This is a genomic window from Streptomyces sp. NBC_00631, from assembly GCF_045206895.1.
GTDB lineage: Bacteria > Actinomycetota > Actinomycetes > Streptomycetales > Streptomycetaceae > Streptomyces.
On the sequence record NZ_CP107734.1, the window covers coordinates 9,368,902 to 9,393,227 of the forward strand.

Genomic DNA, 24,326 nt, shown 5'->3' on the forward strand with positions numbered 1-24,326 from the left:
ACAGTCAGCAGGCACGCGGGAGTGACCTCGATGACCGAGAACCCGACCCCGGTGATCCTCACCGAACTCGCCGACGACGGTGTCATGCTCCTCACCCTGAACCGGCCGGAGCGGCACAACGCCTGGACGCTGGAGATGGAGCTGCTCTACAACGAGCTGTTCGACCGGGCGGAGGCGGACCCCCGGGTGCGGGCGGTGGTGCTCACCGGCGCCGGGCGCAGCTTCTGCCCCGGGATGGACATGAGCGTGCTGGACGGGGCGTCGTCCGGCGCCCGCCCGTGGCCCACCGGCCAACTGCCCCCGCGCACCCGGCCCATGTCCTTCCCGAAGCCCGTCGTGGCGGCCGTCAACGGGGCGTGCGCGGGCATCGGGTTCAACCAGGCCCTGATGTGCGACGTCCGGTTCGCCGTGCCCCACGCCAGGTTCGCCGCCGCCTTCAGCGCGCGCGGGCTGGTGGCCGAGGACGGCGTGTCCTGGATCCTGCCCCGGCTCGTCGGCTACGGCAACGCCGCCGACCTGCTGCTGTCCTCGCGCCGCCTCACCGGTACGGAGGCCCTGTCGATGGGCCTCGTCAACCGCCTGGCCGAGCCGGACGACCTCCTCCCGCAGGCCCTCGCCTACGCGGGCGAACTGGCCCGCTCGGCAAGCCCGTACGCGATGTCCCTCATCAAGCGGCAGCTCGCCGACGACCAGGCGAGAACCTTCACCGAGAGCCGCGACCACGCCGCCGGCCTGCTGGCCACGGCGAAACGAGCCCCGGACTACCGCGAGGGCGTGCTCAGCTTCATCGAGCGCCGCCCGCCGGTCTTCCCGGCGCTGGGGGAGGGCGTATCGGCGCCGGAGGACGTGCCGGAGCTGGAGGAGACCTCGTCATGACACGCGCCGAACTCCCGCTGCACCGTCGTACGATCATCGTCACCGCCTACGAGGAGGGCGGCGGCGAGATCTCGGTCGAGGCGGAACTGCGCGACGAGCGCCCCTGGGAGAAGCCGCCGGGCGGGGTCGTCCACCGCATGGTGCTGGCCGTGCGGGTGCGCCTCGCGGACATGGTGATCGTGGCGGCCGAGGCGGGCATGAAGGACTTCCCGCACGCCGAGTGCCCGCTGATCACGCCGGCCTTCGACCAGCTGGTGGGACTCTGCGTCACCGCCGGCTACAGCCGGGCCGTCCAGGAACGGTTCCGCGGGGTGTCCGGGTGCGCCCACCTGTACGAACTGTCCCGCGCGCTCGGCCCGGCAGTCGTCCAGTCGGCCCTCTCGGCCCGCAACCGCGCGGCCGGACCGGCGTCCCACGACCCGCGTGCCACCGCGCGGGTGCTGAACAGCTGCCACATCTGGGCGCCGGACGGCGTGGGCCTGCGCAAGCTCGACGCGGGCTGGGTCCCGGGCCCCGGCCCGCGCCCGGTCCCGGAACTCGGCCACTTCCAGGGGACTACGGACGCGTGAGCCGGGGCTCGCGCGGCAGGCCCAGCACCTTCTCCGCGAGGATGTTCCGCTGCACCTGGGACGTCCCCGCGTAGATCGTGCCGGAGCGGGCGATCAGGTACGTCGTCGACCAGGACGCCGAGGTGTTCGCGGCACCGGGATCGTCCGCGCGGTAGGTGCGCAGCGGTCCTCGCCCGACCGGTACCTGGCCGTGCAGGCCCATGATGTCCATCGCCAGATCGGTGACCTCGGTGTGGTACTCGCTCCAGTACAGCTTGGCGATCGACGACTCGGGACCCGGCTCGGAGCCCTTGAGCCAGCCGGTGAGGATCCGGTAGCCGAGGCAGCGCATGATCTCCACCTTGGACCAGCACCAGGCGATCCGCTGCCGGACGACCGGATCCCGGTCCTTGCCGTACAGCCGCGCCAGTTCCACGAGGCGCTCCACCTCGGCCCGGAAGAGGATCGGGTTGGTCGCCGCCTCCTCCCCGCGTTCCACACCCAGCAGGCTCTGGGCGACCGCCCAGCCGTTGTCCACGCCCCCGACGACGAGATCGGCGCGGGTTCGGGCGCCGTCGAAGAAGACCTCGTTGAAGTGCAGCTGACCGCTCATCATGCGGAACGGCCGCACCTCGACGCCGGGCCGGCCGAGCGGTACGAGAAGGAACGAGATGCCTCGGTGCTTGGGGGCGTCCGGATTCGTGCGGGCGAGGACGAAGATCCAGTCGCTGTGGTGGGCGCCGGAGGTCCACACCTTCTGGCCGTCGATCACCCACTCCTCGCCGTCGCGCACCGCCCGGGTCTTCAGCGACGCCAGGTCGGAGCCCGCGTCCGGCTCCGAGTACCCCTGGCACCAGGTGTCCTCACCGCTCAGGATGCGGGGGAGGAAACGGCTCTTCTGCTCCTCCGTGCCCCAGCGCAGCAGCGTGTTCGCCAGCATCTTCACCCCGAAGGTGTCCTGCGGAAGCCCGAACGGCACACCGGCCAGGGCGAGTTCCTCCATCAGTACGACCTGGTGGAGCTTGGACAGGCCCCGGCCGCCGTACCGCTCGGGCCAGGTGAGCGAGAGGTAGCCGCGCTCGACGAGCCGGCGGCGCCAGTCCCGGGCGAAGGCCCGTGCGGCGTCCTCGTCCAGGGCGCCGATGCCCTTCCAGCCCGGCGGCAGCGTCTCGGCGAGGAACGCCCTGACCTCGGTGCGAAATGTCTCGGTCTCCGGGGGATAGCTGATGTCCACCTGTGGTCCGCTCCTCGTCCGGCCCTGCCCGCACAGCTGATCGCTGTATTGATTGTTTCAGCATAATAGGTTATCTATTTAAGAGGAACGGTGTCGAGTCGTCGGAGGCGGGCTGACATGGGACTGCTGGACGGCCGGAACGCCGTGGTCACCGGCGGCGCACAGGGCATCGGGTTCGAGATCGCCGGCGTGCTCGGTGCCGAGGGGGCGCGCGTCGTCCTCGGCGACATCAACGAGGCGGCCGCGGCCGAGGCCGCCGACAGCCTCGCCCGCAACGGCGTGGAAGCCACCTCGGTGCGCTGCGACGTCACCGACGAGGACGAGGTCGCCGCCCTCGTGGCTCACTGCGCCGACGTCTTCGGTCCCGTCGGCGTCATGGTCAACAACGCCGGGATCACCCGGGACGCGACCCTGCGCAAGATGCCCCTCGCCGACTTCCGCGCGGTCGTCGACGTCCACCTCACCGGCGCGTGGAACGGCACCCGGTACGCCGCCGAGGCGATGCGCGCGCACGGCCGGGGCGGCAGCATCGTCAACATCTCCTCCATCGCCGGCAAGGTCGGCAACTTCGGGCAGACCAACTACAGCGCCGCCAAAGCCGGACTGGTCGGCCTCACCAAGGCCTCCGCCAAGGAACTCGCCAAGGCCGGTATCCGGGTCAACGCCGTCCAGCCGGGCCTGATCCGCACCGCCATGACCGAGGCGATGCCCCCGGCCGCCTGGGACGCGAAGCTCGCCGAGATCCCGCTGGGCCGCGCGGGCGAACCCGCCGAGGTCGCCCAGGTCGTCCTCTTCCTCGCCTCCGACCTGGCGAGCTACGTCACCGGAGCCGTGGTCGAGGTGACCGGCGGCCGGTACATGTGAGCGGCTGTCCCCCTCGTACCCGCTGATGAAAGGCATGACGGATGCGTGACGCGGTGATCTGCGAACCGATACGGACCCCGGTCGGGGGCTACGGGGGAGTCTTCCGCGAGGTGACCGCGGCCCAACTCGCGGCCACCGTCGTACGGGCCGTCCTGGAGCGCACCGGCATCCCGCCCACGGCCGTCGACGACGTGATCCTCGGCCAGTGCTACCCCAACGGCGAGGCCCCCGCCATCGGCCGCGTCGCCGCCCTGGACGCCGGGCTCCCGGTGGAGGTGCCCGGACTCCAGATCGACCGCCGCTGCGGCTCCGGACTCCAGGCGGTCGTCACCGCCGCGATGCAGGTGCAGACCGGCGCGAGCGACCTCGTCCTGGCCGGCGGCACCGAGTCGATGAGCCAGGCCGAGTTCTACACCACCGACGTGCGCTGGGGGGTCCGCGGCGCGGGCACCACGCTGCACGACCGGCTGGCCCGCGGCCGGGTCACCTCCGGCGGTGTCAACCACCCGGTCCCCGGCGGCATGCTGGAGACGGCGGAGAACCTGCGCCGCGCGTACGCCATCCCCCGCGAGGAACAGGACGAACTCGCCCTGCGCTCGCACGAGAAGGCCGTCGCGGCCCAGCGGGAGGGCCGGTTCGCCGACGAGATCGTGCCCGTCACCGTACGGACCAGAAAAGGCGAGAGCGTCGTCGACGCCGACGAACACCCGCGCCCCGACTCGACGTTGGAGAAGCTCGCCGGACTGCGTCCGGTGCTCGGGCGGCAGGACCCGGAGGCGACCGTCACGGCGGGCAACGCCAGCGGACAGAACGACGGGGCCGCGCTCTGCGTCGTGACCCACCCGGAGCGCGCCGCCGAACTCGGGCTGCGCCCGCTGGCCCGCCTGGTCTCCTGGGCCGTCGTCGGCGTGCCGCCCCGGACGATGGGCATCGGGCCCGTGCCCGCCACGGCCAGGGCCCTGGACCGCGCGGGCCTGAAGCTCGCCGACATCGACCTGATCGAACTCAACGAGGCCTTCGCCGCCCAGGTCCTGGCCTGCACCCGCGAATGGGCCCTGACCGAGGCCGACTTCGAGCGGTTCAACGTCAACGGCTCCGGCATCTCCCTCGGTCACCCCGTCGGCGCCACCGGCGGCCGCATCCTCGCCACCCTGCTGCGCGAACTGGACCGCCGGCAGGCCCGCTACGGCCTGGAGACCATGTGCCTCGGCGGCGGCCAGGGCCTCGCCGCGGTCTTCGAACACACAGCTCACGGAGGACGATGACATGGCCGGACTGATCGCCTACGGCGCCCATGTGCCGTACCACCGACTGGCCCGGGCGGATGTCGCCGCCGCCCTCGGCACACCCGCCGCCCAGGGCACCCGCGCCGTCGCGGGCTACGACGAGGACACCACGTCGATGGCCGTGGAGGCCGCCCGCACGGCCCTGGCCCGCGGCGATCTGCGCCCCCGCGTCGGGCAGCTCTTCCTGGCCACCGCCGCGCCCGCGTACCTGGACAAGACGAACGCGACCGCCGTGCACGCGTCCCTCGGCCTGGACCCGCACGTCCTCGCCGCCGACATGGCCGGCTCCGTGCGCTCCGGGCTCGGCGCGCTGGTCACGGCCGCCCGCTCCCCGGTCCCCACCCTGGCCGTCCTGTCCGACCTGCGCACCGGCCTGCCCGGCGGCGCCGACGAGGCCGCCGGCGGCGACGGGGCCGCGGCGTTCGTCTTCGGCGGGCACCGCAACGGCTCTCCCGTGCTCGCCGAACTGCTCGCGCACGACACCGTCAGCGACGAGATCCTCGACCGCTGGCGGCTGCCCGGCGCCGCCGCCTCCCGGGTCTGGGAGGAGCGGTTCGCCGAGGACATCTACGTGTCCCTCGCGGACAAGGCGCTGACCGCCGCCCTCGACCACGCGGGCCTGGAGCGGGCCGCGATCGACCACTTCGTCGTCAGCGGCCTGCACGCGCGCGCGTGCGCGACGGTCCGGCGCACGGCGGGGGTGCGGCCAGGGGCGGTCACCGCCGACCTCGCCGGCATGATCGGCAACGCCGGGACCGCCCAGCCCGGCCTGCTCCTCGCCGACGTCCTCGACCGGGCACGCCCCGGCGAGCTGATCGCCCTCGTCGTGCTCGGTGACGGCGCCGGAGTCCTCCTGCTGCGCACCACCGACGCCCTCCCCGCGCACCGCAGCCCCCGTCCGGTCGCCGCCCAGATCGCCGCGGGCAGCCCCCCGATCCCGTACGCCGCCTACCTCTCCTGGCGCGGCCTGCTCGACCGCGAGCCGCCCCGCCGGCCGGACCCCGAACCGCCCTACGCCCCGCCCGCGCACCGCCGCACCGGCTGGAAGTACGGCTTCGTCGCCGCCCGTTGCGAGAAGTGCGGCACCCGGCACCTGCCGCCCGACCGGGTGTGCCACTCCTGCCACGCCGTCGACGCCATGACCGACGAGCCGATGGACGCGGTACGCGGCACGGTGGCGACGTTCACCGTGGACCGGCTCGCGTACACACCGAGCCCGCCGATGCTCGTCGTGGTCGTCGACTACGACGGCGGCGGCCGGTTCCGCTGCCAGCTGACCGACGCGACCGAGGCCGACGCCGTCATCGGCGCCCGGGTGGAGATGACCTTCCGGCGCACGGTCACCGCGTCCGGCATCCACAACTACTTCTGGAAGGCCCGGCCGGTGCGCACGGGCGAGACCGAGGAGACACAGGGATGAGCTCGCACGGAATCCGGGACCGGGTCGCGATCGTCGGCATGGGCTGCACGCCCTTCGGCGAGCACTGGACCCGCTCGGCGGACGATCTGCTGGTGGACGCCGTCGGAGAGGCGGTGACCTCGGCCGGCATCACGCTCGACGACATCGACGCGTTCTGGTTCGGCACCCAGGCCTCCGGTGTCTCCGGCCTGACCCTGAGCCGGGCCTTGCGCCTGCCGAACAAGCCGGTCACCCGCGTCGAGAACATGTGCGCCACCGGCTCCGAGGCCCTGCGCAACGCCTGCTACGCCGTCGCCTCCGGCGCCTACGACGTGGCGATGGCGGTCGGCGTGGAGAAGCTCAAGGACTCCGGCATGTCCGGGCTGTCCGGCACCGCCATCCCCGGCGCGGGCGACGACAGCCGCGGCGAGATCACCGCCCCCGCGAACTTCTCCCTCCTCGCCCCCGCCTACGCCGCCAAGTACGGCCTCGCGGAAGCGGAACTGAAGGACGTCATCACCCGCATCGCCTGGAAGAACCACGTCAACGGCGCCCGCAACCCCCGTGCCCAGTTCCGCAAGGAGGTACCGCTGGAACGCATCCGGTCGGCGCCGATCGTCGCGGGCATGCTCGGCGTGTTCGACTGCTCGGGCGTCTCGGACGGTTCGGCGGCGGCGATCGTCGTACGCGCCGAGGACGCCCACAGGTACACGGACAAACCCGTCTTCGTGAAGGCGCTGTCCTTCGTCGCCGGCCCGGCGGACGGGCTGCTCGACCCGGAGTACGACTTCACCACCTTCCCCGAGGTCGTCGCCTCCGCCCAGGAGGCCTACCGGCAGGCGGGCATCACCGACCCGCGCGCCGAACTCGCCCTCGCCGAGGTGCACGACTGCTTCACCCCCACGGAACTGGTGCTGATGGAGGACCTCGGCTTCTCCGCACGCGGACAGGCCTGGAAGGACGTCACCAGCGGGGCCTTCGACCTGGACGGCCCGCTGCCCGTCAACCCGGACGGCGGCCTCAAGGCCTTCGGCCATCCCATCGGCGCCTCGGGCCTGCGCATGATGTTCGAGGCCTGGCTCCAACTGCGCGGCGAGGCACCGCCGGAGCGGACGGTGAAGTCCGTGGCCGAGGGACGCTCGCTCGCACTCACCCACAACCTCGGCGGCGGACCCGGTGAATGCGTGTCCTTCGTGTCCGTCGTCGGCAGTGAACTCACCAAGTAGGAAAGGCGGTCGAGGCATGGGACGACTCGACGGCAGGATCGCCGTCGTCACCGGGGCGGCGTCGGGCATCGGCGCCGCCACGGCACGTCGGGTGGCGGCCGAGGGCGCGCACACGGTGGTCGCCGATCTGAACCTCGACGGCGCCAAGGAGGTGACGGAGCAGATCCGCGCCGCCGGCGGCTCCGCGACCGCGGTCCCGGTCGACCTCGGTGACGTGGACAGCGTACGGGCCATGGTGGCCGCCGCGGTGGAGAGGTACGGCGGCCTCGACGTCCTGCACAACAACGCGGCGGCCACCCACCTGGCCGCCCGCCGGGATCTCGCTGTCGGGGAGGCCGATCCGGCGGTCTGGGACGACACGATGCGCATCAACCTGCGCGGCACCATGGTCGCGATCCAGGCCGCCGTCCCGCACATGATCGCCCGCGGCGGCGGCTCCGTCATCAACACCTCGTCCGGGGCCGGCCTCGCGGGCGACCTCCGCAATCCCGCGTACGGCGCCTCGAAGGCCGCGATCGTCAACCTCACGCAGTACGTCGCCACCCAGTACGGCAAGCAGGGTGTGCGCTGCAACGCCATCGCCCCGGGGTTCATCGTCACTCCGGCGAGCGCCGGTTCGGCCCACGGCGCGATCCGCGAGGCGATGCTGCGCCATCACCTCACGCCGCGCCTGGGCCGGCCGGAGGACGTCGCCGCGGCGGTCGTCTTCCTCGCCAGTGACGAGTCCGCGTTCATCACCGGGCACACCCTGCGCGTGGACGGCGGCCTGCTGTCCCACCAGCCGTACGTCGCGGACCTGCGGGACGCCTGAAGCCGTCGCCGGAGGGGCTCCTCACGCGAGCGCCTCCGGCTCCAGGTCGCCCAGATAGGCCGCCCGCACCGCCGGATCGCGGCGCACCTCCTCCGGCGTACCCGCGCAGATCCGGCGCCCGAAGTCCAGCACCACGACCTGGTCGCAGACGCTCATCACCATGTCGACGTCGTGCTCGACGAGCAGGACGCCCATGCCCCAGTCCTCGGCGAGTCGCCGTACCAGACGGGCCAGTTCCCGCGTCTCGTCCTCCGACAGCCCGGCGGCCGGTTCGTCCAGGAGCAGTACGGACGGCGCGGCCGCCACCGCGCGGGCGATGGCCAGCAGCCGCCGCTCGCCGTACGACAGGTCGCCCACCGAGCGGTCCAGACTGTCCTGAAGGCCGAACTCCCGTACCGCGACGAGTACGTGGGCCGGCAGTGGGCGACTCCCGGGGCGGACGAGGTCCGTCAGGTACGCCCACCGGCCGGGCCGGTCGCAGGCCGCGTACAGGTTGTCCAGCACCGTCATGTCCTCGAACAGCTCCAGCGACTGGAAGGACCGGCTCAGCCCGGCCGAGGCTCTCCGGTGCACCGGCACCCGGGTCACGTCCCGCCCGCCGAGGCACACACTGCCACGGGCGGCCCGGGTGAAACCGGTGACGGCGTCGATGGCGGAGGTCTTGCCGGCGCCGTTGGGCCCGATGAGACCGACGACCCGGCCCGGCTCGACGTCCAGCGAGAGCCCGTCGACGGCGACGACACCGCCGTAGCGGACGGTCAGGTCCCGGACGTGGAGGGGCAGCGGCGTGCAGCGCGAGGCGTCCGGCGTGACGGCTTCCGCCTTCTCTCGTGGCACCGCACTTCCGCGCTTCGGGAACAGCCTGTGCCGCACGCCCGCCGCCTGCCTGCCGACCTCCTTGCCGATGCCGTCCTGGTTCCCGACCAGCGTCAGCACCAGGACGACCCCGCCGATCAGCGGCATCCACTCGCTCAGCCCCGGCAGCAACCAGTCCCCGAACCGGGCCCCCACCGTGCCCGCGGCGAACGTGGCGCCGAACAGCGGGCCCACGAGGAAGCCGACACCGCCGATGACGGCGAGACCGAGCGCGGTGATGGAGTCGAAGCTGTCGAAGTCGGAGAAGACCACCGAGGTCGAACGGAAGCCGGTGAGCACTCCGGCGAGCGCGGCGATGGCCGCGGACAGGCCGAAGGCATAGAGCTTGGCCGCGCGGACGTCGATGCCGAGGGCGGCGGCGGCCCGCTCGTTCGCCCGTACGGCGACGAGCCGGCGGCCGGTTCTGCCGCGCCGCACGTTGGCGACCACGAGTGCGGCGGCGACGAACAGCACGAGCACCACGGCGGCGTACCGCTGCGGGTGATCGACTCCGGAGATGCTGATGCCGAAGAGCGTCTGCCTGCCCACCGCGATGCCGTCGCTGCCGGCGGTCGTCGACAGGTCCGTGTTCTGGAAGACCATCGCCTCCAGAGTGGTGCCGAGGCCGAGCGTGATGATCGCCAGGTTGATGCCACGGGTGCGGACCGCCGGGAGCGCGAACAGCAGGCCGACCGGGACCGTACCCAACACGCCTGTCAGCAGGGTGAGTTCGAATGGCCAGCCCCAGTCGGCCGCCGCGTGTCCGGCGATGAACGCTCCGGTGCCGGCGAGGGCGTAGGCCGCGAGCGAGACCTGCCCCGCGTACCCCGTGACCACGATGATCGACAGAAGGATCAGCGAGAGCACCAGGGTGCTGGTGATCGCGTCGGCCCACAGTGGAGTCGACACGCTCACCAGCACCAGCCCGGCCGCGACGGTGAGGGTCAGCGGCAGGGGGCGAACCCGACCGGTGCCCAGAGCCGGCAGCCGGTCCACGAACGTGCCGCGCAGCGGGAGGGCCCGGCCGCGCGCGACCAGCACCAGCGCGATGAAAAGGAAGGGCACCGAGGAAGCGAGCCCCGTGACGCCGGTGCCGAACCGGGTCAGTTCGGACTGCACGACGCCGATGGCCAGGCCCCCCGCCAGGGTGACCGGGAACGACGAGAACCTGCCGATCAGGGCGGCGGCCAGCGCGCTCAGCAGGAGGGTGGTCAGCCCGGTCACCGACAGCCCGATGACCGGCACGATCAGGATGCCCGTGAGGCCGGCGAGTGCCGAGCCCAGGGCCCAGTTGCCGGTGGCGATCAGGTCCGGGGACCAGCCGAGCGAGGCGGCGGCGTGCTCGTTCTCCGCGACCGCGGTGGTGCCCAGGCCGAACAGGGTGCGCCGGTAGAGGAGATGCAGGAGCCCGGTGACGGCGACCGCGATGCCGAGCAGCCAGACGCGGTCCTCGGAGACCGTGGCCCCGGCGACGGTCAGCAGCCGGGTGGGCAGTTTGCCGGGCACCAACTGCAGGCTGTCACCGTAGCGCTTGACGGCGACCGCGGTGAGCACGATGAACACCGCGAGCGTGCCGACCAGCCGGGCCAGGGAGGACGCCCTGCGCAGCGGCCGGATCACCAGCAGATGGGTGAGTACGCCCAGTACGGCGGAGGCGAGCACCCCGCATGCGGCGGCCGGCCAGTACGGCACGCCGTGGTTGGCGGCGAGTTCCCACTGCACGTAGGCGCCGGCCATCCCCAGCGCGCCGTGCGCGAGGTTCAGGACACCGGAGCCCCGGTAGACCAGCACGATGCCGTGCGCGGTGAGGGCGTAGAGCGCGCCGAGCCCCAGGCCGAGCAGGGCGAAACGCAGGATGTCGTCCATCGGGGGAACCTCCCAGAGGCCAGCCAGACAGCACATTTATTTAAATAATTGTGCCGAGAGTACTTCACTAACCCAAAAATGCACCCCATGCTGTTCGCCAACTCGACGACGAGTCCCGCGGAGGAACCATGAACGACTCACCCCGACGCAGACGGGCCGCAGCGACCTGTCTCGCGGTCACCGCGACCCTGCTTGCCGCCGGTTGCGGGGGAGAGGCATCCGACAGCTCGGCCGAGACCTCGTCGCTGAAGGGCACGCCGGTCAAGGTGATGGTGTGGGCGCCGGAGAACACCCAGGGCAGCGCCCAGCCGGGGGTGCGGCTCACCGCCCAGGCGTACGAGAAGTGGGTCAACGCCCATGGCGGGATCAAGGGCGGCCCGCTGAAGGTGCTCACCTGCAACGAGAAGAACGACCCCGACGAGGCCGAGAAGTGCGCCCAGCAGGCCGTCGCCGACAAGGTGGTCGCGGTGGTGGGCTCCTACAGTCTCGCGGGCGACCGCTACATGCCCATCCTGCAGAAGGCCGGCATCCCCTACCTCGGCGGGACCGGCGTCTCGGCGGCGGAGTTCTCCAACCCGCTGTCGTTCCCGGTCAACGGCGGCACCCCGGTGGTGTTCGCGGCCCACGGGCGGCAGCTGGTGGAGCAGGGCTGCAGGAAGATCTCCGGCGTACGGTACGACCTGGCGGCCGCCGCCATCGTCTCGCAGTTCCTCACCCTCGGCGTGACCTCCGCCGGAGGGGCCGCGCCCAAGGACCTCAAGGTGCCGGTCACCGCCACCGACCTCGCCCCGCAGGTCGCCGCCGCGACCAAGGGCAGCGACTGCGTCAGCGTCATCCTGGGCACGCACTCTGACCTGTTCGTGACGTCGTACATGCAGTCGGGCGTGAAGACGAAGCTCGGCAGCGTCGTCGGCAACCTCACCCCGCAGCTGGCCGCGAGCACCGGCGGAAGCAGCAGCCCGCTGGAGGGCGCCGCGATCACCGGCTACTTCCCACCGGTCTCCGACAAGGCGTGGAAGGACTTCACCGAGGCCGCCGCCGGCAACAAGGACATCGACACCTCCAACGGCGCCAACGAGACCACGTGGGTGGCGTTCAAGGTCTTCACAGAGGCCGTCAGCAAGCTGCCGGCGATCTCGGCGAAGGCCCTGGTGCAGGAGCTGAACACCACCCAGGGCATCAGCACCGGCGGCCTGACCCCGCCGCTGACCTGGAAGGCGTCGACCGCCCTGCCCATCAAGGGCCTGAACCGCATCCACAACACCACCGCCACCGAACTGACCATCACCGACGGGAAGATCGAGTGGGCCAAGCCGGGATCGACCTTCGTCGACGTCCGCAAGGTACTGACGGCCACGACGGCCGGCTGACCGAAGGAGGACATCCGTGCACGGCATCGAGCCCCTGGTCGAAGCCCGCGCGCTGACCGCCGGATACGGCAGCCGGCCCGTCGTACGCGACCTCGACATGGAGGTCCGCCCCGGCGAGGTGGTCGCCCTGCTCGGGCCCAACGGCGCGGGCAAGACCACCACGCTCCGGGCGCTGTCGGGCGACCTGGCCCCGATGGGCGGCGAGGTGCGCTGGCTGGGCGAGCCCGGCCGCGCACCACTGCACCGCCGAGCCCGCCAGGGCCTGGCGTACGTCGGTGAGCGGGCCGTCATCACCCGCCTCGACACCACGGACAACCTACGGGTCGGCCGAGTGGCGACCGAGCAGGCCCTGGAACTCTTCCCCGAGTTGGAGAAGCGCCTGAAGACCGGCGCGGGCATGCTGTCCGGCGGCGAGCAGCAGATGCTGTCGCTGGCGCGCGCGTTGTGCCGCGCCCCGAGGCTGCTCCTCGCGGACGAACTGTCGCTCGGTCTCGCCCCGCTGGTGGTCGACCGCCTGCTGCGCGCGGTGCGCGAGGCGGCCGACCGGGGTCTGGGCGCGCTCCTGGTGGAACAGCACGTGCGCAAGGTGCTGGACATCGCGGACCGCGTGTACGTGCTGCACCGCGGCCGCGTCACCATGGCCGGCACCCCGAAGGACCTGCGCGCGAACCTGGACGCGATCGAGTCGTCGTATCTCGCTCAGAAGACAACGTACGCAACTGATTGAGGTGAGTGCCGTGGCAAGCGCACGCGAACAGATCCGATCCCTGGTTCTGTCCGGCGATCCGTTCGATCAACCCATCGCAGACCTGAGGGGGTTGCAGCTCGAAGCCGCGCGGGAGGCCTTCGCCGCCCACCGCGAGCGCATCCCGTTGCTGCGCACGCGGGCGGAGGAGACCGGCGTCCACGAGGTCACGACCCTCAAGGACCTCGTCCCCCTCCTCTTCTCGCACACCAGCTACAAGTCGTATCCCGTCTCCCTCATCACCACCGGCCGCTGGGACCGGCTGCTGCGTTGGTACACGACCGTGTCGGCTCTCGAACCGGGAGACGTCGACGTCGACGGCGTGGGCGACATCGACGAGTGGACCGAACGCATCACGGCCGCCGGCTACCGTCCGTACATCACCAGCGGCACCTCGGGAAAGGTCTCCTTCCTCAACTGCTCCGCGAGCGACCTGGGTTTCCTGCACGACATCCTGGAGCACCTCACCTGCTGGCCCGACCCCCTGCCGCCGAAACCCACCCGCCGCGGCTACCTCCTGGCACCGGCGAGCGGCCCGATGCGCTCCATCGACGGCTTCCGGTGGCACGCGGAGGTCTTCGCGCGCCCCGGCGAGACGCAGCTGCTGACCGAGGACCCGCTGAGGGTGTCCGAGCTGATGAGCAGCGCCCTGCTGCGCCGCCGGATGGCCGAGGGCACCGCCACCCCGCGGGAGATCAGCTCCTTCGAAACCGCCTCCGAGGCCCGCGAGATGGAACTGGACGCCGCCGTCACCCGGATCGTCGACGACATCGCCGCGCACCGCGACGAACCGCTGCTGATCGCCGGCATGAACAACCAGCAGTTCGCCCTGATCCAGGCACTGCGTGCCCGAGGCCTCCCGGACGGAGGCCTTCACCCGGACACACTGGTGCTCAGTGGCGGCGGCAACAAGGGCCGAGCCCTGCCCGACGACTACCAGCAGCAGTTCGCCGCCTTCTACGACGGTGTCCGCAGGGTGCGCAGCTACGGCATGACGGAGCTTCAGGGATCCTGTCTCGCCTGCGAGAAGGGTAACTACCATGTTCCGCCGTGGGTGATACCGCTGGTCCTCGACCAGGAGGGCGAGACCCTGCTCAACCCGGAACACGGAGTCGTGGAGGGCCGGTTCGCCTTTCTGGACATCTCGCTGGAGGGCCGCTGGGGCGGGCTGATCAGCGGTGACCGGGTCTTCGTCGACTTCTCGCCCTGCGACTGCGGCAGGCCGGGACCGGCCGTCCTGCCGGACATCCGGCGCTACGGTGACCTCGGCGGCGACGACAAGATCACGTGTGCGGCCACGCTCGACTCCTATGTGCGGGGGATGATCCACGGATGACCGGGACGAAGCCGCACAGCGCACCCGCATCGGAGACGGACGCCCCGGTGGCCGTGGTACACATCGTCCGCGGCGAGGTCGACCACGGTCCGCACGACGCCCACGGCCGTCCCGGCGCCGCGTTCACCGCACCGGCACTCGACCTGGACCGCCTGGTGTGGCCCCGCACCGAACCAGGACCCGCCTTCCACGTGCCCACAGCGGAGATCGTGGACGTGCTGGTGGCGACGGGCGAGGCGCTGAAGGCGGACCGCGACGGCCTCCTCGCCGAAGCCCTGGACCGCATGGTCCGCGTCAGCCCGCTCCCCGGCGAGGTGCTCGAACGCGCCTACGCCGCGCTCTGGCGCAGCTTCGGCCGCACCGGCCTGTACGCCCAGATCGATCACGAACTCGGCGGAGCGGACGTACTCGACGGCTGGCGCGAGGTGCGGCTGCCCGGGGGCCGGGTCGCTGCCACGCGCGCGTTCCCGCCCCGTCTGGTACACGTCATCGCCGGGAACGCCCCCGGCGTCGCGGCGATGTCCGTCGTGCGCGGCGCCCTCACCAAGGGCGTCAACCTGCTGAAGCTGCCCTCGAACGACCTGTTCACCGCGACGGCGATCCTGCGGACCATGGCCGCGGTGGCCCCCGGCCACCCCGTGGTCCGGTCGTTCTCCGCGGTCTACTGGCGCGGCGGCGACGACGCCGTGGAGAGCGTGCTGTTCCGCCCGCAGTTCTTCGACAAGCTGGTCGCCTGGGGTGGCGAGGCGACGATCCGCGGAGCGCTTCGCTACGTCGGTCCCGGATTCGAACTCGTCTCCTTCGACCCGAAGACCTCCATCTCGCTGATCGGCCGGGAAGCCTTCGCGTCCCCGCGGACGCTCGCCGAGGCTGCCGACGCGGGGGCCGCCGATGCCACGTTCTTCAACCAGCAGGCGTGCGTGGCCAGCCGCTTCCAGTTCGTCGAGGGCTCCGTGGAGGAGGCCGACCGGTACGCCGCTCTGCTCCGCGAACGCCTCGGTATCGCCCGTGAGTTCAGCTCGGCGACCGGCCCGAGGGTCTCCACCGCCCTGCGTGAGGAGATCGACGTCCTGCGCTCCATGGCGCCCGAGTACCGGGTATGGGGCGGGTACGACGGCCGGGGCCTGGTCATCCGCTCCCCGGAACCGGTGGATTTCCATCCGGACGGAAAGATCGTCGACGTCGTCCCGGTCGCCGACCTCTCCGAGGCGGTCACCCACGCCGGTGTCGCCACCCAGACCGTCGGCGTCTACCCCGACACCCGCAAGCCGCAACTGCGCGACGCCCTCGCCTGCGCCGGGGTGCAACGCGTGGTGTCCCTGGGCCAGGCGGGTGGTATGCCACCCGGCCTCTCCCACGACGGTTTCTATCCGCTGCAACGGCTCATGCGCTGGGTGAACGACGAGTGATCAGCCGGCGCGGCCGCAGTTCAGGCACGGCTCCACGCCCTCCTCGTACCGAAGACCGCGGTCGGCCCGACTCCGCCGTCATGACCCGATCCGGCACCAGGTCGGGGACTGCAGGAACGGCGGGGACGGACGGCCCGGACGAGGAGGTGGTGACAGCCTCACGCGTGTACACCTGTTGTGCACGGGGTGCAGCTGGTGAAGGCTTCGGCGCAGGTCGGAGCGGGACATCGAAAGCACCGAACTCTCCCGGCAGGCCCGTTCGTTCGTGCCGGTGGCACCCTGAGCCTGGCCTGTACTGCTGCTGACCTGCCCGCATGTTCTGGCGGCGTGTCAGGAGGTGCCGTCGGGGTCTCGGTTTGAGTCCCCCCTCGGACACACACCGTAACCGTGCGGGCCGAGCTGAGCCTCGGGCTTCTTGGACGCCGGCCTCGCCCCGGGGCTTGGCGCGGCGAGCACGTTCCGGACGCCGCCCAGGTCGCTTCACCCGCGCGCTGCGCCGTCACGTCGCCTTCGCTGCCGCCTGATGGGCTCTCCCACCCGGTGCAGGTGCCTGAGGGCCTCACGGTAGGACTGCAGCAGCCCGGTCTCGTGGTACGGCACACCGATCTCCGCGCAGTACTCCCGCACGATCACCCGGGCCCGCCGCAGGTGAGGTGTGGGCATGCTCGGGAACAGGTGGTGTTCGATCTGGTAGTTCAGCCCGCCAAGCATCATGTCCTTGAACCGGCCGCCGCGCACGTTCCGCGAGGTGAGCACCTGACGGCGCAGGAAGTCGGGTCGCTCGTCGCCCGTGAAGGTGGGCATGCCCTTGTGGTTCGGGGCGAACGTGCAGCCGAGACAGACCCCGAAGAGGCACTGGTGCACGGCGAGGAACGCCACGGCCTTTCCGGGAGAGAGCGCCAGGAACAGCGCGGACAGGTAGGCCGCCAGGTGCAGGAGGAGCAGCACGCCCTCCAGTCCTCGGTGCTTCATGGACGGCGAGCGCAGCGCCCGCAGGCTCGACACATGCAGGTTGAAACCCTCCAGGGTCAGCAGTGGGAAGAACAGGAACGCCTGGTGCCCGCCGACGAACCGGGCCAGGCCGCTGCTGTCGCGTGCCTGGTCCGTGGACCACACCAGGATGTCGGGAGCGACGTCGGGGTCGAGCTCCTCGTGGTTGGGGTTGGCGTGGTGACGGGTGTGCTTGTTCATCCACCACCCGTAGCTCATGCCGATGGCGAGGTTGCCGAAGAGGCGGCCCCAGGTCTCGCTCGGGCGGCGTCGGCGGAAGACCTGCCGGTGCGCCAGATCGTGTGCCACGAGCGCCACTTGACCGAAGACGAGGGCCATCGCGGCGGCGACAGCAAGCTGCCACCAGGTGTCGCCGAGCGCGAAGAAGGCCGCCCAGCCGCCCACCAGAGCCGCGATCACCAGGCCGAGCCGCACCGTGTAGTAGCCCGGGCGCCGGTCCAAGAGGCCTGCCTCGCCGATCCGTTGGGAGAGTCTGGCGAAATCGCTGCCGGGACCGGAAGGTTGTGCGGGGGCGGCGGGCGGCGCGGCCGCGACGGGAGCGTCGATGGGGAACGTCATGCTGCCGAGTCTGGGCACGGCGGCACCGCGCCGACAGCGGGCCAGCCACCGGATCCGCAGGGGGAACGCCTCCCGGCCTCTCGGGGGCTACCACCAGTCGTCATCCGCTGAACTCGGCTTTGGCCGTCGTCGCAGCCGCTATGACGGCCGGGGTCCTCGATGTGCTGGGCGGCTCGGCCATCCGCACGCGAGATCGCCGCGCGTGCGCACTCCCGGTTTCCGGTAGGTCTTTCCCAGGTGGTGTTCCACCGCCTACGCGCCGATCAGCAACTTTTCCGACCGACGAAGCTCACGATCCAGAACGCAGCCCCAGCACACTGTGCTCCACCACACCCGGGGGGGAGATCGCTCTTCCCCGAAGCCCGAGCGGTCAGCTCCACAAGTCCGGCTCGCAGGTCGGTGGCCCGCTCACCAAGAACCCGGGTGCTCACGGCAACCCTCGCCGAGGTGCTGCCGCCGGGTTCCGTCGCCGTCGAGCGCAAGCGGGGCGTGGCCGACCGGCTCGCGGGGCGCGAGGGCCGTGTAGAGCGGGACGAGGTCCTCCTCGGCGAGCAGCGTCTGGTGCTCGGCCTGCCGGGCGGCCGCCCCGAGTGCGAGGTGTGCAAGGAGGTCCGGGGCGTGGTGCTCTCGCGACGCCCGGTGGCACTCGACGAGTGGATACGGGAGCTCGCGGCCGCGGTCACGGCCCGCGCACGATCCGACGCCCGGGCCCGGGCGGCGCTGGAGCGGCTGTTGCTCGGGGAGTGACGCCGCCGTAGATCCCCGCCGGCCGGCGAGCGCAACGTGTGGGCGAGCCGGACGCCTGCGCTCGCAGCTTCCGCAGTCCCTCGGTGACACCTTCCCCGTCTGCGGACCTGGCCGGTGACAAGGGCCGGCCTTCGCTCTCGGCCGGCGCGAGACGAGCCCTGCCCCCCTGGCCGGGGCGCGCACCACACCGCCCCCGCTCCTCCGCGCGGACGTCCGCCGTGCCGGTTCCCGTGCGCCGTCGGTGAAAACCCTGTGGAGGCGATGTCGGTGGGGCCGCTTATGCTGCACCGGAACGATCACGCGGAACCTGGGGAGGGCGCGGCATGTTCGGCAAGCTGTTCGGCAGAGGCGGGGAGAGACCGGCGGCGGATCCGCACGCCCTTCCCGTGCCGCGCCGGCAGAACGGGGTGTACCGGCTGCAGTCCCTCGGCGACACCCGGGTCATGGCGCTGGTGGTGGCCGCGGAGTCGGGTGACTGGGACGCGGTCAAGATGGCGTCGGCCCCCTTCGATCTCGGCCGCGACCACCAGGTGCTGGGTGAACTGTCCGAGGTGGATGGTCTGCAGGACTGGATCGGCCGGGCCGTCGAGGAGGACAAGGAGCACCGGGCGACGGCGCTGCTGATATCCGGGGCGCGCCACATCAGCTGGGGCTGGGAGGCGCGCACCTCCGCGCGTGCCTCGCACGTCTCGCGGGAGCAGTGGCGGGTCTTCTACGAGCGGCTGAACATCGCCGAGGAGCACCTCCTCGAAGCCGCCGAGCTGCGGCCGGAGTGGATCACGCCCTGGCGCCGCCTGCTCACCTCGGGCCGCGGCATGTCGCTGGGCGGCGCCGTCAACGAGGCCAGGCTCGACGCGGCCCTGCGCCGCGACCCGCTGGACCTGGCCACCCACATCGAGTGGGTGTCGCACCTTCAGCCGCGGTGGCACGGTGAGCCGGGCCAGGCCCTGGAGTTCGCGCGCGACGCGTTCGCCGGCGCACCCGACGGCCATCGCCTCGGCTGCGCGGTCGCCATGGCCCATATCGAGTACTGGGTGGAGTCGGACGACAAGAAGTGCCTCGACACCCCGGAGATCCAGGCCGAGTTGAGGGACGCCGCCAAGCGCAGCATCCTCCACCCCGGCTACCGGCGGCGCCCGGGCTGGCAGGAGGACTTCAACACCTTCGCCATGGCCCTGTCGCTGGCCGCCGAGAGCATCGTGGCCCCGCGCGTCTACCACGAACTGGACGGCGCCTTCACCCGGTGGCCCTGGGTCTACATGGCGCAGCCGGAGAACGCGTACGCCCGTTTCCGGCGCCGCGCCTGAGCCGGCCGCCCTCGGACGGCCGCTCCCACGCCGTCCGACGCACCGCCCCGACACCACCGTTCGATCACTCCACCCCGGACTCCGTGATGACTCTGCCCCACCCGCCCGTGAGCCCGGCCGGCGCCGACCGCACCTTCCAGGTGGATCTGCGCGGCCTCGTCGACCTCCTCTCCCACCACCTCTACTCCAGCCCGCGGGTCTACCTGCGCGAACTCCTGCAGAACGCGGTGGACGCGCTGACCGCCCGGCACGGCCTCGAACCGGGCGCCGCCGCCGACGCGTTCGGCATCCGCCTGTACGCCGACGGTTCGGTGGTCCGGGTGGAGGACGACGGCGTCGGTCTCACCGAGGCCGACGTGCACAGCTTCCTCGCCACCATCGGCCGCAGCAGCAAGCGCGCCGAGAAGATAGCCGAGCAACGGGCCGACTTCATCGGGCAGTTCGGCATCGGACTGCTCTCCTGCTTCCTGGTCGCCGACGAGATCCACGTCGTCAGCCGGTCCGCCCGCACTCCCGGCGCCCCCGTCGTGGAGTGGCGGGGCCGCGGCGACGGCAGTTACTCCGTCCGCACCCTGCCCGCGGCCGCCCGCCCACAGCCCGGCACCACCGTCACGCTGACGCCCCGGGCCGACGCGGGGGAGTGGACCCGCCCTGGCCAAGTGCACACGCTCGCCCGGCACTTCGGCTCCCTGCTGCGCCACCCGGTGACCTTCGACGACGGCACCGGCGGCCCCGGCTCGGCCGTCAACCCCGAACCCGCACCCTGGGCCCGTAGCTACCCCACGCCCGGCGCGCGGTCCCGGGCACTGGCCGCGTACGGCGAGGAGATCTTCGGGTTCACGCCGCTGGACACCATCGACCTGGACCTGCCCGCCGTGGGCCTGAAGGGCATCGCGTGCGTGCTCCCCGAGGCGGTGCCGGTCGGGCGCCGGCACGGCCACCGCGTGCACGTCAAGGGCATGCTCCTGTCCGAGCAGGCCGAGGAGATCCTGCCCGAGTGGGCGTTCTTCGTCCGTTGCGTCCTCGACGCCGAGAGCCTGCGCCCGACCGCGTCCCGCGAGTCCCTGTACGAGGACGACACCCTCGCCGCGGTCCGTGACGCCCTCGCCGAACGGCTGCGCGCCTGGATCGCCCGGACCGCCGCCAGCGACCCGGACCTCCTCGGCCGCTTCCTCCAGACCCATCACCTGGCCGTGAAGTCCCTGGCCGTGCACGACGACGAGATCCTGCGGATGCTGCTGCCGTGGCTGCCGTTCGAGACCACCGACGGGCACGCCACCCTCGACGAGTTCGCGCGCACCCACCGCACCGTGCTCGTGACCTCCAGCGTGGAGGAGTTCCGGCAGGTGGCGGCCATCGCCGGGGCCGCCGGTCTCGGCGTGGTCAACGGCGGCTACACCTACGACCGGGAACTGGTCCACCGGCTGCCGGAGATCAGGCCCGAGGTCAGCGTCGCCGACCTCGACCCGGCGACGCTCACCGCCCACCTCGACCCCGTCGACCGGGAGACGGAGCTGGCCGCCGCGGCCTACCTCGCCCAGGCCCGCGACGCCCTCGCCGTCTTCGACTGCGACGTGGCGCTGCGCACCTTCCAGCCCGCCTCGGCCCCCGCACTCCTCCTCGACAGCCGCGAGGCCCGGCACGAGCGGACCCGCTCCCAGCTCGCCCGCGAGCAGCAGGGCGGCGTGTGGGGCGACATCCTCGGACACCTGCGCCAGGAGGCCCCGCGCGCCCAGCTGATCCTCAACCAGCTCAACCCGCTGGTCCGCACCGCCGTCACCATCGACGAACCCGAACTGGCCCGCACCAGCGCCGAAGCCCTCTACGGGCAGGCCGCGATGCTGTCCCGGCGCCCGCTCAGGCCAGCCGAGTCGAGCCTCATCAACCGCTCGTTCCTCGATCTCCTCGCCCACGCCCTCCGCAAGGACAGCTGACGATGCCGACCGCACCCCAGACCACCGACGAGCTGTACCAGGCGCTCCAGGAGAACGACCGGCGCCCCTTCGGCCGCACCCGGACCGTCACGGCCGAGGAACTCGTCGACGCCGCCGAGCAGTTCGCCGAGCCCCGGCCGCTCGTCCACGCCCTCCTGGAACTCCAGGAGGCGTACACCTACGGCTCCGAACCCCGTAAGTCGCCCGTGGTCTTCGCCCGCCTGCTCACCCTCTTCGACGAGCAGCCGGACGTGTTCGACGAGCGGCTGCGCCACCTGCTCTTCTGGCGCTTCAAGTGGGTGGCCAACGCGCTGGTCGCGCTGCCCGAGATACCCCTGACGAGCCTGCGCCAGTGGCTGACCGAGATGCGCGACCGGTACGAGAAGGCCCAACTCGCGCTCCAGCCCTGCTACGGGCAGGCCTACCGGCTCGCGGCCCACGTCGGCGAGGACAGCGACCTGGCCTTCGAACTGTGGGCGGGGCGGCCCCGCACCCAGCTCAGCGACTGCGAGGCCTGCGAGATCTGCGAGCGCGCCCTGTACCACCTCGCGGCCGGCGACGACGAGCGGGCGCTGCGCGCCTGGGAGCCCGTCCTGGCCGGGAAGGAGTCCTGCCAGGAGGAGCCGGCCCGCTCCGTCTCGTACGCGCTGCTTCCCCTGCTGCGCACCGGCCGTGCCGACGAGGCCCGCGCACTGCACCTCACCGGCTACCGCGCCTGCCGCCGCAACCCCTCGATGTCCGGCGAGGTCGGCCGGCACCTGGAGTTCTGCGCGCTCACCGGCAACGAGGCGCGCGGCCTGGAACTCCTCGCCGAGAACCGGAACCTGTTCGACGAGGTCGACTCGCCGCTGGACCTGCTCGGCTTCCTCACCGGCGTGGAGGTCCTCCTTCAGCGCGTCGAAGCCCTCGGCCACGGCGACCTGCCCGCCGCCGGATACGCGGGCCGCAGCCGGACGGTGGCGGGCCTGCGCGCCGAGGTGCGCGGCCGCGCCGACGACCTCGCCGCCCGCTTCGACGCCCGCAACGGCACCACCGCCCACACCGACCGGCGCGCCGCCCGCCTCGACCGCGCCCCCCTGCTGGACGCGCTCGAACTGACCCTGCGCACCCGCCGCCTCGACGACGTGGCCCCGGCAGCCGCACCCGCCGCCGCCCGCACGTCGGCCGCCGTTCCCGAGTCGCTGCCCGAACTCATCCTCCGTGCAAGGGCGTTGGACGAGCAGGGCCATCCGGACGCGGTGGCCTGCTGGGCACGGCTGCGCACGCTCGTCGCTGCCCCCGGCTACGCCCACCCCGACGACCCGGCCGTGGGACCGCTCGTACGGCTGCGCGCGGACCTGATGGACGCCGAGGCGACCACGGCGGGCGAGAAGGAGGAGTTCGACACGGCGGCCGCCCTGTACGAGGAGGCCGCGAGCCGCTACGACGAGGCCGGGGCGCCCGGACACGCGGCGCTCGCCCGCGCCTGCGCCCTGCTGCCCGCGGGCGGGCTCCCCGGGGAGCCCGCCGCCGGGGCCGAGGCGCGGGCCGACGCGCTGACCGCCGCCCACGCGGCCCTCGTCCGGCTGCACGAGGAGAGCTCCGGCCTCGCCCCGTACCAGGAGGCGCGGCTGCTCCGGCTGCGGGCGACCGCGCTCGGCATGCGGCTGCAGGAGTCGAGGAACAAGGAGCACATCGCGCCGGTCCTCGCCGAGGTGGAGCTGCTGCTCGCCTTCGCCACCCGGCACGACATCGCCGGCCAGGTCTCCGGTGCCCACCTGCTGCGGGCCAGCACGTACGCCGTCTCCGGCGACCTGCCCACCGCGGTCACGGAGCTCGACGCCCTCCTCGACCTGCTGAGGACGCAGGGCCCGGCCTGGCACCTGCCCCGCACGCTCGGCCTGCGCGGCCGCGTCCAGCTCGGCCTGGGGGACGCGGAGGCCGCCCACGCGGACCTGACCGAGAGCCTGCGCCTGGCCGCGGACTGGCCGTCCGGCACCGGCGGCACCGCCCACCTGCACGGCGATCTGGCCCAGGCCTGCATGCGCCTGGGCCGCCCCGCCGAGGCGCTGCGGCATCTGACGCGCTCCGCGGAGCTGGAACTGCGCCACGGCAGCCGGACCGACGCGTTCTGCACCTACGGCAACGCGGCCCAGCTCAGCCTCGACCTGGGCCGCGTCGAGGACTGCATCGCGCTGCTCGACTCCCTCCTCGCCGAACCAGACATCGCGGCCGGAGAGGTGGACGACCGGCTCGTCGCCCAACTGCGCCTGTCCCGGGCCCGCGCGCTGCACGCGGGGGAGGACCTCAAGGCCGCGACCGCCGAGTACGCCGCCCTCGCTGCCGAGTCGGCCGGCTGGGACGACGACCCGGCGAGCCACGCCATGATCGCCGCGGAGACCGCCGTACTCCTCGCCGAGTCCGGCGAGTTCGGCCGGGCCCGCGAGGCCGCGGACCAGGCCCTCGCCGCGCACGCCCGGGCCCCGCGCTACGAGCAGCTCAGCAGCTGCCTGCGCGAACTCGCCCGCCTGCAGGCCGAGCGGCAGGGCGCCGAGGGCCTCGCCGACGCCCTCGCCCTGCTCGCCGACGCGGGCCGGATCGCCGACGAGGCCCGCGCCGCGGGACACCAGGTCCGCGGCCGCGACCTGGACAGCGCCCTCGCCTACGAACACGGGCGGGTCAACGCCTACGCCCGTGAGTACGAGACCGCCCTGACCGCCCTGGACAAGGCCCTCGGCCTGCTCGGAGAACCGGGACCCGACCAGGACCAGGCCGGCGAGTGGGCGGAGTGCGTCCGGCTCGCGGCGGTCGTGGAGGGCCGCTACCTGGAACGCACCGAACCCGCCCTCGCCCGCCTCGACGGCGCGGTCGCGCGCCTCACCGCCCTGGGCCACACCGAGGAGACCGAACCGCTGACCTCCCTGGCGGCCCGGCTGCGCGACGAGGAGTGACGCGGCGGCGACGG

18 protein-coding genes are annotated in these 24,326 nt (G+C 72.4%); 15 read left to right on the forward strand and 3 right to left on the reverse strand.

Annotated features, from left to right (window positions below; all coding sequences use genetic code 11):
* The first annotated feature begins 30 nt into the window (after nt 1-30).
* Nucleotides 31-876 carry an enoyl-CoA hydratase-related protein gene (locus OHB00_RS42530; protein ID WP_406443165.1) on the forward strand — a complete coding sequence of 282 codons (846 nt, stop codon included), beginning with the start codon at nt 31-33 and terminating at the stop codon, nt 874-876.
* On the forward strand, nt 873-1,445 hold the full coding sequence (locus tag OHB00_RS42535; RefSeq protein ID WP_406443167.1) for a DUF2889 domain-containing protein: 573 nt from the start codon (nt 873-875) through the stop codon (nt 1,443-1,445). The genes OHB00_RS42530 and OHB00_RS42535 overlap by 4 nt, the downstream gene beginning before the upstream one ends.
* Here the strand turns inward: OHB00_RS42535 and OHB00_RS42540 are convergent.
* Nucleotides 1,432-2,658 carry an acyl-CoA dehydrogenase family protein gene (locus tag OHB00_RS42540; protein WP_406443169.1) on the reverse strand — a complete coding sequence of 409 codons (1,227 nt, stop codon included), beginning with the start codon at nt 2,656-2,658 and terminating at the stop codon, nt 1,432-1,434. The two genes, OHB00_RS42535 and OHB00_RS42540, sit on opposite strands and share 14 nt — an antisense overlap.
* Before the next feature lie 117 nt (nt 2,659-2,775).
* On the opposite strand from OHB00_RS42540, the gene fabG reads away from it, so the two are divergent.
* From fabG to OHB00_RS42565, 5 genes are read left to right on the forward strand one after another with little or no spacing between them, the layout of a single operon-like run.
* The gene (fabG, locus tag OHB00_RS42545; RefSeq protein WP_406443171.1) at nt 2,776-3,522 is read left to right on the forward strand and encodes a 3-oxoacyl-ACP reductase FabG; all 747 of its coding nucleotides are present in this window, start codon (nt 2,776-2,778) and stop codon (nt 3,520-3,522) included.
* A gap of 41 nt (nt 3,523-3,563) precedes the next feature.
* Entirely contained in the window at nt 3,564-4,787 is a 1,224-nt protein-coding gene (locus OHB00_RS42550) for an acetyl-CoA C-acetyltransferase (protein ID WP_406443172.1), read from the forward strand.
* 1 nt (nt 4,788) lies between these two features.
* Entirely contained in the window at nt 4,789-6,228 is a 1,440-nt protein-coding gene (locus tag OHB00_RS42555) for an OB-fold domain-containing protein (RefSeq protein ID WP_406443174.1), read from the forward strand.
* Entirely contained in the window at nt 6,225-7,433 is a 1,209-nt protein-coding gene (locus OHB00_RS42560) for an acetyl-CoA acetyltransferase (protein ID WP_406443176.1), read from the forward strand. Before OHB00_RS42555 ends, OHB00_RS42560 begins: the two co-directional genes overlap by 4 nt.
* 16 nt (nt 7,434-7,449) lie before the next feature.
* Nucleotides 7,450-8,244, forward strand: a complete 795-nt coding sequence (locus OHB00_RS42565) for an SDR family NAD(P)-dependent oxidoreductase (protein ID WP_406443178.1) — start codon at nt 7,450-7,452, stop codon at nt 8,242-8,244.
* 21 nt (nt 8,245-8,265) lie between these two features.
* On the opposite strand, the gene OHB00_RS42570 is transcribed toward OHB00_RS42565, so the two are convergent.
* On the reverse strand, nt 8,266-10,965 hold the full coding sequence (locus OHB00_RS42570) for an ABC transporter permease subunit (RefSeq protein ID WP_406443180.1): 2,700 nt from the start codon (nt 10,963-10,965) through the stop codon (nt 8,266-8,268).
* 128 nt (nt 10,966-11,093) lie between these two features.
* On the opposite strand from OHB00_RS42570, the gene OHB00_RS42575 reads away from it, so the two are divergent.
* From OHB00_RS42575 to OHB00_RS42590, 4 genes are read left to right on the forward strand one after another with little or no spacing between them, the layout of a single operon-like run.
* The gene (locus OHB00_RS42575) at nt 11,094-12,335 is read left to right on the forward strand and encodes an ABC transporter substrate-binding protein (protein WP_406443181.1); all 1,242 of its coding nucleotides are present in this window, start codon (nt 11,094-11,096) and stop codon (nt 12,333-12,335) included.
* 16 nt (nt 12,336-12,351) lie between these two features.
* Nucleotides 12,352-13,062, forward strand: coding sequence for an ABC transporter ATP-binding protein (locus tag OHB00_RS42580; protein WP_406443183.1), 711 nt, complete (start codon nt 12,352-12,354; stop codon nt 13,060-13,062).
* A gap of 10 nt (nt 13,063-13,072) precedes the next feature.
* Nucleotides 13,073-14,416, forward strand: a complete 1,344-nt coding sequence (locus OHB00_RS42585) for a hypothetical protein (RefSeq protein ID WP_406443185.1) — start codon at nt 13,073-13,075, stop codon at nt 14,414-14,416.
* Nucleotides 14,413-15,825 (forward strand): acyl-CoA reductase, encoded by a 1,413-nt coding sequence (locus OHB00_RS42590; RefSeq protein ID WP_406443187.1) that lies wholly within the window; start codon nt 14,413-14,415, stop codon nt 15,823-15,825. Before OHB00_RS42585 ends, OHB00_RS42590 begins: the two co-directional genes overlap by 4 nt.
* Before the next feature lie 480 nt (nt 15,826-16,305).
* Here OHB00_RS42590 and OHB00_RS42595 read toward each other — a convergent pair whose 3' ends face one another.
* Nucleotides 16,306-17,394, reverse strand: coding sequence for a fatty acid desaturase family protein (locus OHB00_RS42595; protein ID WP_406443188.1), 1,089 nt, complete (start codon nt 17,392-17,394; stop codon nt 16,306-16,308).
* 423 nt (nt 17,395-17,817) lie between these two features.
* Between OHB00_RS42595 and OHB00_RS42600 the strand changes: the two genes are divergently transcribed.
* From OHB00_RS42600 to OHB00_RS42615, 4 genes are all read left to right on the forward strand, one after another.
* Nucleotides 17,818-18,141 carry a hypothetical protein gene (locus OHB00_RS42600; protein WP_406443190.1) on the forward strand — a complete coding sequence of 108 codons (324 nt, stop codon included), beginning with the start codon at nt 17,818-17,820 and terminating at the stop codon, nt 18,139-18,141.
* Nucleotides 18,142-18,464: 323 nt separating this feature from the next.
* Nucleotides 18,465-19,448: a hypothetical protein gene (locus OHB00_RS42605; protein WP_406443191.1), complete on the forward strand. Its 984-nt coding sequence runs from the start codon at nt 18,465-18,467 to the stop codon at nt 19,446-19,448.
* 86 nt (nt 19,449-19,534) lie between these two features.
* Nucleotides 19,535-21,382: an HSP90 family protein gene (locus OHB00_RS42610; RefSeq protein WP_406443192.1), complete on the forward strand. Its 1,848-nt coding sequence runs from the start codon at nt 19,535-19,537 to the stop codon at nt 21,380-21,382.
* Nucleotides 21,383-21,384: 2 nt separating this feature from the next.
* Nucleotides 21,385-24,312 carry a tetratricopeptide repeat protein gene (locus tag OHB00_RS42615; RefSeq protein WP_406443194.1) on the forward strand — a complete coding sequence of 976 codons (2,928 nt, stop codon included), beginning with the start codon at nt 21,385-21,387 and terminating at the stop codon, nt 24,310-24,312.
* Nucleotides 24,313-24,326 lie beyond the last annotated feature (14 nt).